Raw genomic sequence first — 12,818 nt, forward strand, 5'->3', positions numbered from 1 at the left:
CAAGGGTGCCGCCGCGCGGCGGTACAACCCGTCCGCCCCGTGCCGGTCGTCCAGCAGCCGGATGCGGCGGACGGCCTCCTCCAGGGCGCCCGCGTCGCTCGCCCCCGCGCGGCGCACGGCGCGCTGGGGCGCCGAGGCGTCGGAGGCGAACCCGTACGGGCCCAGCGAGGCGGAGGCCACTGTGGCGCCCCCGCCGGTCATGAATGCGCGACGCAGCACGTCGCTCTCCTCGTGGTCGTGCGTGTCGTACGTGTCGTACCGGTCCTGTGTCTCATACGGCTCGTACGCCCCGCTGTTCTCAGTCGTGGCGTTCGCCGGGTCCTCGGTGTGGGCCGGGGGCGTGCCCCCGGCGGTCCGCGCTCCGCGCCCGCGCACCGACGAGCGGGGCGCGAAGCCCAGGTCGGTCAGCGTGCGGCCGGGGAACATGTGCAGGAACACCCGTTCATAGGCGTAGTTGGGACAGCGGATCTCGCCCGCCTCCACCCGGTGCACGTACCGCGCGTCACAGCTGACCCGCTCGCCGATCTCGCGGGCGGCCCGCCGGACCACCGCGGCGAACTCGGCCGGCGAGCGCGGTCCGCGCAGCTGCCGGAAGACGAGGTTCGGCCGCGGGGGCCGATGGGGCTGGGACGAGGGCACCGTTGACGACGCCATGGCCGGGTCCTCTCTGCGAACCGTCGAACCATGCCGGAATCGGGGCGATTTGCACGTGTGCTGCTCTGTTTCCGGCGGGCTAGAACGTACCTGTTGTGACGGAGTCACTACGCGGAGTTTGGCAACAATCCGGATATGTCATCCGTGATCTGCCATGAACTGCCATCCTTTGCGGCGGACTTTCGTCGTAGCCGTTGACGTAACGGCTCGTTGGGCCCTGTGTACCGGGGGCCCTATGCGTGCGGTGGAGGCCGGGATGACGACCAGACGGAGCAAGGATTCTTTAGGGCTGACAGAACTGCCGGAGCTGACGGAGCTGCTGGAGCCGCCGAGTGCGGACTGTGACGTGGTCACGGTTCCGGCGCGACAGGGCCTGGAGGCGGTCGACATCCTGCGGCGGGGGGTGGGGGACGCCGTGGGGCCGGTGCTGCACGACGACGGGTGCGACACGCTGGGGTTCCTGGTGCCTCCGGGGACGGCTGCGGACTGGGACGTGCCGGGGAGTGTCTGTACGGAGACGGACGGCTGCGGGTTGAGGCTGGCGCCGGTGGCTCCGGGGGAGGGGGTGGACTGGTTGCTTCCTCCGGGGGAGGTGGAGCCGGCGACGGATCCCGCGGCGTTGCGGGAGGCGCTGGACGAGGCTCAGCGGATGATCGAGGCCGCGGACGGGTGTGTGTGAGGTTCGGGTCCGGGGAGGGTTTTCGCCCCCGCCGCCCCTACCCGTCCCGGGGCGCTGCCCCCGGACCCCCGCTCCTCGAACGCCGGAGGGGCTGGAAGCGGCCCCGGTGGAGCTGGAAGTGACGCGGCAAGGGCTGAGGGCCGGGCCTGGGACAATGGGGGAATGGGCAGGGCCAGGAACAGTGGGCGTAAACAGGCGGCCGTCGAGGGTGTCGTCGAGCAGGTCGACGGCGGGGTCGCCCGGCTCGTTCCGGACCGGGACCGGGCGCGGGGCTGGACGCTGTTGATCGACGGGGCGCCGCAGTCGCACGTCGACCTCGACGACCCGGCGCATCTGTCCTTCGAGTACCAGCGCCGGTTCGGCCACGTCGTCGATCTCGTCGCCCCGCCCGGCAAGCCCCTGCGGGCCGTGCACCTCGGCGGCGGTGCCTTCACCCTCGCCCGGTACGTCGCCGCCACCCGGCCCCGCTCCACCCAGCAGGTCGTCGAACGGGACGCGGCGCTGGTGGGACTGGTCCGGCGGGAGCTGCCGTTGGACCCGAACGCCCGCATCCGGGTGCGTTCGGTGGACGCCCGTGAAGGGCTCGCCAAGGTGCCGGACGGCTGGGCCGGACTCGTCGTCGCCGACGTCTTCAGCGGGGCCCGCACCCCCGCCCACCTCACCTCGACCGAGTTCCTCGACGACGTCCGCAGGGCCCTCGCACCCGGCGGGGTCTACGCCGCCAACCTCGCCGACGGGCCGCCGCTGGCACACCTGCGCGGCCAGATCGCCACCGCCGCCGCCCGGTTCGCCGAACTCGCGCTGATCGCCGACCCGGCGGTGCTGCGCGGCAAACGCTTCGGCAACGCCGTCCTGGTCGCCTCCGACGCGCCCCTGCCGATCGCCGAGCTGACCCGCCGGGCCGCCTCCGACCCGCACTCGGGCCGCGTCCAGCACGGCAGGGACCTCATCGACTTCACCGGCGGGGCCGCCCCCGTGACGGACCGGTCGGCGGTCGCCTCACCGGCGCCACCCGCGTCCGTCTTCCACTGACGGGGCCGGTCGGCGCGTACGGCCCCGGGGCGGTCGTGCCACCGGTGCCGCGTGCGCCCGCGGTCCGGTGACGGGGCGGGTGCGCACAGGGCAGGCGCGTACGGGCAGGTGCGCACGGGACAGGGGCCGCCCCTCCGCGTCACCCGTGACGGAACCCCTCAGTACGTACCGATCTCCACCCGCGGCGGCCCGTCGTGCCAGGTGCAGAAGACCGACACCCGGTCCGCGCCCGAGGTGAACTCCACCCGGATCCACGACTCCGTCTTCCACACCTGCATCGACCAGCCGGCCCCCGGTGTCGCCGACACCAGCGACGCGGAGGCCTCGCCGAGGTCGAACACCGCCCGGCCGCCCTTGGTGTCGTAGCCCTTCACCCGGCCGGAGGCGGCCGGAGCGGCGGGGGAGGAGGGCGGGGGAGCAGTGGTCCGGGACGGCTTCGGATCCGGCTCGGGGGACGACGCCTCGTCGGGCTCCGCCGACGGCTTCCGCGTCTCCCCGGGCTCCTCCGAACGCCGCTCCGCCTCCGACGGCCGCTGCGTCGAGGACGACACCGCCTGCGACTCCCCGTCGGCCGCCGCGACGGGCAGGGCGCGGGGCGGGTCGTAGGCGGTGCCCTCCATCACGGTGCTGACACCCCACCACGACAGCGTGACCGCCGCGCCCGTGGCGAGCAGCCAGGCCAGTACGTGTACCAATCCTCTGCGCATCGTCGGGCCATACTGCCCCATCCGTCTCAGGAGTGTCGCGTCCGCGGAGGTGCCCGGAGTTGTCCACAGGCCCGCACCCGGCCCGCCCGGCATGGCGTACGGTGCGGCGCATGGCAAGTGTTCTCGTGGTCGAGGACGACCAGTTCGTCCGCTCGGCGCTCATCCGGCAGCTCACCGACGCCTCGCACACCGTGCGCAGTGTGGGCACGGCGCTGGAGGCGCTGCGCGAGGTCGCCCACCACCGTTTCGACGTGGTCGTCCTGGACCTCGGACTGCCCGATCTCGACGGCTCCGAGGCCCTGAAGATGCTGCGCGGCATCACCGACGTACCGGTGATCATCGCGACCGCCCGGGACGACGAGACCGAGATCGTACGGCTGCTCAACGCCGGCGCGGACGACTATCTGACCAAGCCCTTCTCGGTGGAGCACCTCTCGGCCCGGATGGCGGCCGTGCTGCGCCGGGCCCGGGCCGGCGGAGGGGAGGCGGCGCCCTCCCCGGTCATCCGGGTCGGCGGCCTGACCGTCGACCCGCTGCGCCGCCAGGCCGAACTGGACGGCGTACGGCTCGACCTGACCCGGCGCGAGTTCGACCTGCTCGCCTTCCTCGCCGGACGGCCCGGCGTGGTCGTCCCCCGCAAGGAACTGCTCGCCGAGGTGTGGCAGCAGTCCTACGGCGACGACCAGACCATCGACGTCCATCTGTCCTGGCTGCGCCGGAAGCTGGGCGAGACCGCCGCCCGTCCCCGCTACCTGCACACCCTGCGGGGCGTCGGCGTGAAGCTGGAGCCCCCGGCCGCGCAGACGCCGCACACGCCCGGAGTGGAGCCGCCGCGATGAGATGGGCCCTGGTGAAGGTGTCGCTGGCGGTGACCGCGATGGTCGTGGTCGCCTTCGCGGTGCCGCTCGGGCTGGTCATCCGGGAGATGGCCCGCGACCGTGCCTTCTCCAACGCCGAGCGGGAGGCGGCGGCCGTCGCCCCCGCGCTGTCCATCACCACCGACCGCGACCAGCTCGAACGTGTCTTCGCCTCCGCCGGTTCCGACGCCGCGATGGCCGTGCACATCCCGGCCGGCGACGGCAGCGGGACCCTCGACATGGGGCGGCGGCGGGCCACCGATGAGGACATCGCGGCCGTACGGGAACTGGGGCGTGTCTCCACCTCCACCGTGACCGGCGGTTCGGCCCTGCTCCAGCCGATCGCGCTGAGCAGCGGCGAGATCGCCGTCGTCGAGGTGTTCGTCCCCGAGTCCGAGGTCACCAACGGCGTCGGCACGGCCTGGGCGGTGCTCGCCGGGGTCGGTGTCGCGCTGATCCTCGGCTCGGTCGCGGTCGCCGACCGGCTGGGCGTACGGATGGTGCGGCCCGCGCAGCGGCTGGTGGAGGGGGCGCACGAACTGGGGGAGGGGAAGCTGGGCGCCCGGGTGCCCGAGGACGGGCCGACCGAACTGCGGCTGGCGGCGGTGGCGTTCAACTCCATGGCCGACCAGGTCGTCCAACTGCTCGCCAACGAGCGGGAACTGGCCGCCGACCTGTCCCACCGGCTGCGTACGCCGCTGACCGTGCTGCGGCTCAACGCCGCCTCCCTCGGCGACGGTCCGGCCGCCGAGCAGACCCGGGCGGCGGTCGAGCAGTTGGAGCGTGAGGTGGACACCATCATCCGCACCGCCCGCGACGCCAAGCCGCAGACGGCCGCCGCCGGGCCCGGCGCCGGGTGCGACGCGGCCGAAGTGGTGCGGGAACGGATGGCGTTCTGGTCGGCGCTCGCCGAGGACGAGGGCCGCAAATGGCGGGTGGCCGGCGCCGACCGGCCGGTGCGGATACCCGTGGCCCGCACCGATCTGGCCGCCTCCCTCGACGCGCTGCTCGGCAATGTCTTCCGGCACACCGCCGAGGGCACCGCGTTCGCGGTCGACGTGCACAACGGCGAGGACGCGGTGATCGTGCTGGTCTCCGACGCGGGCCCCGGCATACCCGACCCCGAGGCGGCGATGGCCCGCGGCCGGGGCTCCGGCAGCGACGGCTCGACCGGGCTCGGCCTGGACATCGTGCGCCGGCTGGCGGAGTCCACCGGCGGGGACGTACGGATCGGTTCGTCGGTGCTCGGCGGGACCGAGGTGCGGATCTGGATCCAGCTCGACGGACGGGAGCGGGAGCCCCGGCGGCGCGGGCACCGGGGGACCGTGCGCCGCCGTCGCGGACCGGGCCGGCCGGCCGCCTTCTTTAACCGGCCCCGATCCCTTCCTTAAGCGCACCCTAAGATCACCGACGGCCTCCCGGATCAGGAACTTTGTCCGAATCCGGCTCGCTAGCGTGCTGCCGCACCCCCCGAACGGCAACGAAGGCAGGCACGCGATGAGCACGCACCGGCGCAGGATCAGCGGCAGGAACAAGGCGATCGGCGCGGTGACCGCCGCGGCCGTGGCCGGCGGCGGGGCGTTCCTGTTCACCAGCACCGCCCAGGCGGCCGGTGTCGGCGCGGCCTATACCAAGACCAGCGAGTGGTCGACCGGGTACACCGCCCAGTACGTGGTGACCAACAACAGCGGCGAGCGGAACCAGGACTGGAAGCTGGAGTTCGACCTGCCCGCCGGCACCGAGCTCGGCTCGCTGTGGAACGCCGAGGCCGGTGTGAGCGGCCGGCACGTCACCGTACGGCCGGCCGAGTGGGACACCGACGGCCTGGCCGCCGGCGAGTCCGTCACCGTCGGCTTCGTCGCCAAGGGCACCGGCGACCCGACCGGCTGCCTGGTCGACGGCGCCGCGTGCGGCACGGACAGCGCCCCCACGCCCGAACCCAGCGGCCGCCCCACCGACGCCCCCACCTCCACCGAGGAGCCCACCCCCACCGAGGAGCCGACGCGGACCGAGGAGCCGACCGCCGAACCCACCGAGAGCACCGGCACCGGCACCGGCACCGACGCGGGCTTCGCGCCCTACGTCGACACCTCCCTCTTCCCCGCCTTCGACCTGGTCGCGAGCTCCGAGGCGACCGGCGTGAAGGACTACAACCTCGCCTTCATCACCGACGGCGGCGGCTGCACCCCCAAGTGGGGCGGCGTCAGCGGCCTCGGCGACAACGCGGTGGCCGGACAGATCGGCGCGCTGCGCGCCAAGGGCGGCGACGTCCGGGTCTCCTTCGGCGGCGCGGCCGGCTCCGAACTCGGCACCACCTGCGCCTCGGCGGACGCGCTGGCCGCCGCCTACACCAAGGTCGTCGACACCTACAAGCTCACCAAGGTCGACTTCGACGTCGAGGGCGGCGCCCTGCCCGACGCGGCGGCCAACACCCGCCGCGCCCAGGCGATCGCCAAGCTCCAGAAGGCCGACCCCGGCCTGGACGTCTCCTTCACGCTCCCGGTGATGCCGGAGGGCCTCACCCAGGACGGCGTGAACCTGCTCGCCGACGCCAAGAAGAACGGCGTGCGGATCGACGCCGTCAACATCATGGCGATGGACTACGGACCGGCGTACAGCGGCGACATGGGCACCTACGCCGAGCAGGCCGCCACCGCCACCCAGGCCCAGCTCAAGGGCGTCCTCGGACTGAGCGACGCCGACGCCTGGAAGACGGTCGCCGTCACCCCCATGATCGGCGTCAACGACGTCGTCACCGAGGTCTTCAAGGTCGACGACGCCACCCAGCTCGTGAAGTTCGCCGAGTCCAAGGGCCTCGGCTGGCTGTCCATGTGGTCCGGCACCCGTGACCAGCAGTGCGCCGGCGGCACCAAGCCGGCCGCCGACCCCACCTGCAGCTCGATCCTCCAGGACGAGTTCGCCTTCTCCAAGGCGTTCGCGGCCCGCAGGTGATCCACGCGGGAAAGCGGGAGGACGGGGCGCGGCACTCCCCCAGGGTGCCGCGCCCCGCCCCCCGTTCCCCGCTCCCCCCTCTCCCGGGACCGGGGCCGGTCAGATGCCCTCCGGCTCCGGAAGCACTCCGTCCTTCGCGGCCCGCGCGTACCACAGGGCGCTGGACTTCGGGGTCCGCTGCTGGGTCACGTAGTCGACGTACACCGCGCCGAAGCGCTTGTCGTAGCCGTACGCCCACTCGAAGTTGTCCATCAGGGACCACAGGTAGTAGCCGCGCACGTCCGCGCCGTCGGCGATGGCCCGGCGCACCGCCGAGAGGTGGCCGTGCAGGTAGGCGACGCGGTCCGGGTCGTGCACCTTGCCGTCGGCGTCCGGCTTGTCGTCGTAGGCCGCGCCGTTCTCGGTGATGTAGATCGGCAGTCCGGGCGCCTCACGGTTGTAGCGCATGATCAGCTCGTGCAGGCCCGTCGGGTCGACGGACCAGCCCATCTCGGTCTGCTGGCCCGGCGACTGGTGGAAGGCGACGTCGTCCGCGGCGGGCCACGGCGAGTGCTCGCTCGCCCCGTGGCCGTCGGCCCGCGGGCCCTTGGCGTCCGGGTCCGCCGCCGAGACCAGGGTGGGCGTGTAGTAGTTGAGGCCGAGCGCGTCCAACGGCTGGTGGATCAGGTCCAGGTCGCCGTCCTGGATGCACGACCAGTCGGTGAGCGACGAGGTCGCCTCCAGCAGAGTCTCCGGGTAGGCGCCGTGCAGGATCGGGCCGTGGAAGATGCCGCCGGACAGGTCGTCGATCTTGCGCGCCGCCGCCACGTCCGCCGGGTCGCTCGGCGAGAGCGGCCGGACCACCGAGGTGTTGAGGCTGATCGCGACGGTGTTGCGGGCCGGCATCACCGAGCGCAGCGCCTTGGCGCCCAGGCCGTGTGCCAGGTTCAGGTGGTGGGCGGCCTTCAGCGCGGCCGCCGGGTCGGTGCGGCCGGGGGCGTGCACACCGGAGGCGTAGCCCAGGAAGGCGCTGCACCAGGGCTCGTTGAGCGTGATCCAGTTCTCCACGCGGTCGCCGAGCGCCTCGCCCATGATCTGCGCGTACTCGGCGAAGCGGTAGGCGGTGTCGCGCTCCGGCCAGCCGCCCGCGTCCTCCAGCTCCTGCGGCAGGTCCCAGTGGTAGAGGGTGACGGCCGGCTTGATGCCCTTCGCCAGCAGCTCGTCGACCAGCTTGCGGTAGAAGTCCAGGCCGCGCTGCACGGCCGGCCCGCGGCCGGTCGGCTGCACCCGCGACCAGGAGACGGAGAAGCGGTAGGCGTTCAGGTTGAGGTCCGCCATCAGAGCCACGTCGTCGCGGTAGCGGTGGTAGTGGTCGTTGGCGATGTCACCGTTGTCGCCGCCGGCCGTCTTGCCCGGCGTGTGGCTGAAGGTGTCCCAGATGGAAGGCGTGCGCCCGTCCTCCCGCACCGCCCCCTCGATCTGGTACGCGGAGGTCGCGGCGCCCCAGAGGAAGGCGGGAGGAAAGGTCACCGGGGTCGCCGGCGTTGCGGAGTCAGACATGGAAGCGCTCCCATAGGAGGTCGTGGAAGACCGACGAGTACGAAAAGGAGGGGGGAGGGGCCGAGGCGGCGGTGACCCGGCCCCCAGGGGTACGAACGTGCGGCGGGCGTCAGCCCTTGACGGCGCCCTGCATGATGCCGCCCACGATCTGCTTGCCGAAGATCGTGAAGACCAGCAGCAGGGGCAGCGTACCCAGCAGCGCACCCGCCATGATCAGGGACTGGTCCGGGGTGTACCCGCGGCCGAGGCCCGCGACCGCCACCTGCACGGTCGGGCTGCCGGTCTGGGTCAGCACCAGGAACGGCCACAGGAAGTCGTTCCAGGTCTGCACGAACATCAGCATGCCGAGCACGGCCATCGCCGGCCGCGCGGCCGGGAACACCACGTGCCACACCACGCGCCAGCTGCTCGCGCCGTCCACCCGGGCGGCCTCGATGACCTCGTCCGGCAGCGCCTGGAGCAGGTACTGCCGCATGAAGAACACGCCGAACGCGCTCACCAGCGACGGGAAGATGACCGCCTGGAGCTGGTCGGACCAGTCGAGCTTGGCGACCATCATGTACAGCGGGATGATGCTGAGCTGCGGCGGCACCATCATCGTGCCGATCACGATCAGCATCAGCGCGTTGCGGCCCTTGAAGCGCAGCTTGGCGAAGGCGAACCCGGCGATCGTCGACAGCACGACGATGGTCACCGCCGAGATGCCCGCCACGATCGTGGTGTTGAGGAAGGCCTCACCGAGGTTGGCGTCCTTCCAGGCGATCTCCAGGTTCTTGAACAGGTTGGAACCGAACCAGAGCGGCGGCGGGTTCTGCGCCAGCCGCTGGTTGTCCCGGGAGGCGGCGATCGCGGTCCACACCAGCGGGAACAGCGACACGAGCGTGAACACGATCAGGATCGCGTACGCGATCGGACCGCCGTGCAGCGTTCCGCCGGCCCGCGCGGACTTCGGCAGGCGCGGGCGCCTGGACTCCTTGGCGGGCGTGGTCTCGGGGGGCGTCACAGTCGTCGTCACGGCCACAACTCCTTAACTGCTGGCGCGCAGCCGGCGCGAGATGAGCTGGTTGATGATGCCGATGACGATCAGGATCGCGAACATCGTCCAGGCGATCGCCGAGGCACGGCCCAGGTGCTGGTTCACCCAGCCCTGCTCGTACAGGTACAGGCCGAGCGTCTGGAACTGGTGCTCCGCGCCGCCGGACGCGCCCTTGTTGGCGTCGAACAGCAGCGGCTCTCCGAAGACCTGGCTGGCGCCGATGGTGGAGACCACCACCGTGAACAGGATCGTCGGACGCAGCGAGGGCAGCGTCACGTGGATGAACTGCTTCCAGCGGCTGGCGCCGTCCAGCGCCGCCGACTCGTACAGGTCCTGCGGGATCGCCTGCATCGCGGCCAGGTAGATCAGCGCGTTGTAGCCGGTCCAGCGCCAGATGATGATCGCCGACACGGCGAACTGCGAGGGCCACTTGTCGCCCTGCCAGTCGATCGGGTCGATCCCGACGAAGTCGAGCGCCCAGTTGATCATGCCGTAGTCGTAGCCGAAGAGCAGCACGAACACCAGGGAGGCGGAGGCGATCGAGGTGGCGTACGGCGCGAGCATCGCGACCCGGTAGAAGGTCGAGGCCCGCAGCTTGTAGTTGAGGATGTGGGCGATGCCCATCGCGATCAGCAGCTGCGGAACGGTCGCGATGATGCCGATGGTCAGGGTGTTCTGCGCGGCGTTCCAGAAGAACTCGTCGTCGAAGATCCGGGTGTAGTTCTTCAGCCCGACCCAGCTCATGTCGGTCGGGGCGGTCAGCTCCACCTGGTGCAGCGAGGCCCAGCCCGTGTAGATCAGCGGGAACAGGCCGAAGGCGATGAACAGCAGGAAGAACGGCGAGACGAAGGCGTACGGGCTCCAGCGCATGTCGCGCTGCCAGCGCCGGGACAGCTTGGCCCGGCGTCGCTGTTCCTTGTCCGCGGGCGCGGAGTTCCCGGGCGGACGGCCCGGGGCCGCGCCCCCCTTGACGGGGAGCGCGGCGGTGTCGTGGCGGGTGGCCATGCGGGTCACTTGTCCAGGCTGTTGTCGATGGTCTTGGTGGCCGTCTCCCAGGCCTCTGCAGGGGACTTGCCCTTGGTCACCAGGATGACGCCGTTGTCCGTCAGACCCTGCTGGATGATCTGGTCCTTCGGGCCGATGATCTGGTCCGGGATCTGCTTGGCGGCCTCGGAGAAGATCTGGCCGATCGGGGAGTCACCGGTCATCTCGTTCTTCGCGCCGGTCACCTCGGGGCTGTCGTACGCGCCCGGGGTGCTCGGGAAGCTGCCCTGCACCTTGAACAGCTTCGTCTGCTGCTCGGGCGCGGTCAGCCAGGCCACCAGCTTCTGCGCCTCCTCGACGTTCTTGCCGCTCTTCGGCACGCCGAGGAAGGAGCCGCCCCAGTTGCCGGACTTGGGAGCCACGGCCACGTCCCACTTGCCGGCGGCGTCCGGCTGCGACTTGCCCTTGATGGTGCCGAGCATCCACGGCGGGCAGGCGACGGTGGCGAACTTGCTGTTGGAGATGGTCGTGTCCCAGGCCGGCTGGAACTGCGTCTGCGACTGGACCAGGCCCTTCTCGGCGGCCTCGGCGGTCAGGTCGAAGGCGTCCTTGACGGCCGGGTTGGTCTTGTAGATGACCTCGCCGGAGGCGTCGTAGAACTTCTCCTTCTCACTGCTGAGGACGGCGTTGAGCAGGCCGCCGGGGGAGTCCATGAAGAAGGTCTCCTTGCCGGCCTTCTTCTTGTACTTCTCACCGGTCTCGATGAACTTGTTCCAGTCACCGGCCCACAGCTTGCCGACCTCCTCGCGGTCGGTCGGCAGGCCGGCCTTCTCGAAGAGGTCCTTGCGGTAACAGATCGCCATCGGGCCGATGTCGGTGCCGAGAGCCACGGTCTGGCCGTCCTTGGTGGTGGCCTGCTGCCACTTCCAGCTGAGCCAGTTGTTCTTGTCCACGCCCTCGGCCTTGGACATGTCCGCGAACTTGTCCGCCTGGGTGCCGACGATCTCGGCGATGTTGGCGATCTCGATGGCCTGGATGTCCATCAGGCCGCTGTTGGTGGTGAGGTGGTTGAGCAGCGGAGGGTAGTAGTTCTCGTTCCGCTCGATGACGTTCTGCTCGATCTTGATGTCCGGGTTCAGCTTCTCGTACTCGGCGTAGAGGCCGGCCTCCTTGAAGCCCATGGTGCCGAACAGACCCAGCGTGATCTTGGTCTTGCCCTCGCTGTCGGACGATGATCCGTCGCCGTCGCTACCGCCGTCGTCGGCACAGCCGGCCAGCAGCCCGGTGCCCAGCGACACCACGGCCGCTATGGCCAGCGCCTTACGGGCGATGGGCTTCCCCCCGCCCGACCGCTGACGGGAGAGGGGGAGGGTACGTGCTCGCATTGCGTCCTCCTGTTGCCCTGACGTGCCGACCCCCCGGCCAACGGCTTTGTTGGACCCGTATCTTGCGCGTTGCGGCTCGGGCGGGGAACGTGCGGGTTGTGTATGTGTCAGGTACCGTGGGAGCGCTCCCACAAGTGATGTGTTGAAGAGTCGCGGGTCCGGGCGGGGGTGTCAAGGGAACAGACGAGGCAAAGTGCCTTCAGTTATCTGCCTGTTAACTTGACGCCGAAGATCCGCCCCCGGAAGCCCATGGTCCGCACGCCGCCCTCCCGGCGGTGACCACCGTCACTGCCGGGGCTGTTAGATTCCAGGCCAGCGTGACATACGACGGAAGGCGGGGCCGATGGCAAGCCACGGAGCGCGGGGCCGGAGCGGCGGCCGGCCCACCCTCGAAGAGGTGGCCGCGCGCGCCGGTGTGGGCCGCGGCACGGTCTCCCGGGTGATCAACGGCTCTCCCCGGGTGAGCGACGCCACCCGCGCCGCCGTGGAGGCCGCGGTCGCCGAGCTCGGTTATGTCCCGAACACGGCGGCCCGCGCCCTGGCCGCCAACCGCACGGACGCCATAGCCCTCGTCGTGTCCGAGCCGGAGACCCGGTTCTTCGCCGAGCCGTACTTCTCCGACATGCTCCGGGGCGTCGGCGCGGCGCTCTCCGACACCCAGATGCAACTGCTGCTGATCTTCGCGGGCAGCGACCGGGAGCGGCAGCGGCTCGCCGACTACCTCGCCGCCCACCGGGTGGACGGGGTGCTGCTGGTCTCGGTGCACGCCGACGACCCGCTGCCCGACATGCTGTCCCGGCTGGAGATCCCGGCCGTGATCAGCGGCCCCCGTTCGGCCGCCGAGACGCTGGCCTCCGTGGACTCGGACAACTACGGCGGCGCCCGCCAGGCCGTCGAGCACCTCATCGGCCGGGGCCGGCGCACCATCGCCCACATCACCGGCCGCCTCGACGTGTACGGCGCCCAGCGGCGCGTCGACGGCTACCGCGACGC

The 12,818-nt window shown here is 71.4% G+C and carries 12 protein-coding genes; 6 read left to right on the plus strand and 6 right to left on the minus strand.

The annotated features are described in order from the left end of the window. The coding region (locus tag B7767_RS02390; RefSeq protein WP_085570636.1) for a Tat pathway signal protein at window positions 1-654 on the minus strand (654 nt) is incomplete at its 3' end. 256 nt (window positions 655-910) lie between these two features. Here B7767_RS02390 and B7767_RS02395 point away from each other — a divergent pair. Together B7767_RS02395 and B7767_RS02400 are read left to right on the plus strand one after the other, a co-directional pair. Continuing rightward, on the plus strand, window positions 911-1,333 hold the full coding sequence (locus B7767_RS02395; RefSeq protein WP_256923294.1) for a hypothetical protein: 423 nt from the start codon (window positions 911-913) through the stop codon (window positions 1,331-1,333). Window positions 1,334-1,495: 162 nt separating this feature from the next. After that, window positions 1,496-2,365, plus strand: coding sequence for a spermidine synthase (locus tag B7767_RS02400; RefSeq protein ID WP_085570629.1), 870 nt, complete (start codon window positions 1,496-1,498; stop codon window positions 2,363-2,365). Between the two features lie 158 nt (window positions 2,366-2,523). Here the strand turns inward: B7767_RS02400 and B7767_RS02405 are convergent, their stop codons facing one another. Then, a complete protein-coding gene (locus tag B7767_RS02405; protein WP_085570630.1) occupies window positions 2,524-3,072 on the minus strand; it encodes a hypothetical protein in 549 nt (182 codons plus the stop codon). 110 nt (window positions 3,073-3,182) lie between these two features. Here B7767_RS02405 and B7767_RS02410 point away from each other — a divergent pair, with 110 nt between their 5' ends. The 3 genes from B7767_RS02410 (at window position 3,183) to B7767_RS02420 (ending at window position 6,881) form a co-directional block, all read left to right on the plus strand. Further along, window positions 3,183-3,911 (plus strand): response regulator transcription factor, encoded by a 729-nt coding sequence (locus B7767_RS02410; RefSeq protein WP_179167007.1) that lies wholly within the window; start codon window positions 3,183-3,185, stop codon window positions 3,909-3,911. Further along, entirely contained in the window at window positions 3,908-5,320 is a 1,413-nt protein-coding gene (locus B7767_RS02415; protein ID WP_085570632.1) for a HAMP domain-containing sensor histidine kinase, read from the plus strand. The genes B7767_RS02410 and B7767_RS02415 overlap by 4 nt, the downstream gene beginning before the upstream one ends. A gap of 106 nt (window positions 5,321-5,426) precedes the next feature. Further along, the gene (locus B7767_RS02420) at window positions 5,427-6,881 is read left to right on the plus strand and encodes a cellulose binding domain-containing protein (protein ID WP_085570638.1); all 1,455 of its coding nucleotides are present in this window, start codon (window positions 5,427-5,429) and stop codon (window positions 6,879-6,881) included. A gap of 99 nt (window positions 6,882-6,980) precedes the next feature. Here the strand turns inward: B7767_RS02420 and B7767_RS02425 are convergent, their stop codons facing one another. From B7767_RS02425 to B7767_RS02440, 4 genes are all read right to left on the minus strand, one after another. After that, window positions 6,981-8,420: a GH1 family beta-glucosidase gene (locus B7767_RS02425; protein ID WP_085570633.1), complete on the minus strand. Its 1,440-nt coding sequence runs from the start codon at window positions 8,418-8,420 to the stop codon at window positions 6,981-6,983. A 109-nt stretch (window positions 8,421-8,529) separates the two neighbouring features. Beyond that, the gene (locus tag B7767_RS02430; RefSeq protein WP_085570639.1) at window positions 8,530-9,435 is read right to left on the minus strand and encodes a carbohydrate ABC transporter permease; all 906 of its coding nucleotides are present in this window, start codon (window positions 9,433-9,435) and stop codon (window positions 8,530-8,532) included. A gap of 12 nt (window positions 9,436-9,447) precedes the next feature. Next, on the minus strand, window positions 9,448-10,461 hold the full coding sequence (locus B7767_RS02435; protein WP_085570634.1) for a carbohydrate ABC transporter permease: 1,014 nt from the start codon (window positions 10,459-10,461) through the stop codon (window positions 9,448-9,450). 5 nt (window positions 10,462-10,466) lie between these two features. Continuing rightward, the gene (locus B7767_RS02440; RefSeq protein WP_085570635.1) at window positions 10,467-11,825 is read right to left on the minus strand and encodes an ABC transporter substrate-binding protein; all 1,359 of its coding nucleotides are present in this window, start codon (window positions 11,823-11,825) and stop codon (window positions 10,467-10,469) included. Between the two features lie 343 nt (window positions 11,826-12,168). On the opposite strand from B7767_RS02440, the gene B7767_RS02445 reads away from it, so the two are divergent. Continuing rightward, the coding region (locus B7767_RS02445; protein ID WP_143652156.1) for a LacI family DNA-binding transcriptional regulator at window positions 12,169-12,818 on the plus strand (650 nt) is incomplete at its 3' end.

Origin of the sequence: Streptomyces sp. 13-12-16 (assembly GCF_002114215.1) — a bacterium.
In the GTDB taxonomy this organism is placed as follows: Bacteria; Actinomycetota; Actinomycetes; order Streptomycetales; family Streptomycetaceae; genus Streptomyces.

Bases quoted from the DNA above. Each gene is read 5' to 3' on its own strand.
- B7767_RS02395 (WP_256923294.1), top strand. From the start codon at position 911: ATGACGACCAGACGGAGCAAGGATTCTTTAGGGCTGACAGAACTGCCG.
- B7767_RS02420 (WP_085570638.1), top strand. From the start codon at position 5,427: ATGAGCACGCACCGGCGCAGGATCAGCGGCAGGAACAAGGCGATCGGC.
- B7767_RS02405 (WP_085570630.1), bottom strand. From the start codon at position 3,072: ATGCGCAGAGGATTGGTACACGTACTGGCCTGGCTGCTCGCCACGGGC.
- B7767_RS02435 (WP_085570634.1), bottom strand. From the start codon at position 10,461: ATGGCCACCCGCCACGACACCGCCGCGCTCCCCGTCAAGGGGGGCGCG.
- B7767_RS02415 (WP_085570632.1), top strand. From the start codon at position 3,908: ATGAGATGGGCCCTGGTGAAGGTGTCGCTGGCGGTGACCGCGATGGTC.
- B7767_RS02425 (WP_085570633.1), bottom strand. From the start codon at position 8,420: ATGTCTGACTCCGCAACGCCGGCGACCCCGGTGACCTTTCCTCCCGCC.
- B7767_RS02440 (WP_085570635.1), bottom strand. From the start codon at position 11,825: ATGCGAGCACGTACCCTCCCCCTCTCCCGTCAGCGGTCGGGCGGGGGG.
- B7767_RS02400 (WP_085570629.1), top strand. From the start codon at position 1,496: ATGGGCAGGGCCAGGAACAGTGGGCGTAAACAGGCGGCCGTCGAGGGT.
- B7767_RS02410 (WP_179167007.1), top strand. From the start codon at position 3,183: ATGGCAAGTGTTCTCGTGGTCGAGGACGACCAGTTCGTCCGCTCGGCG.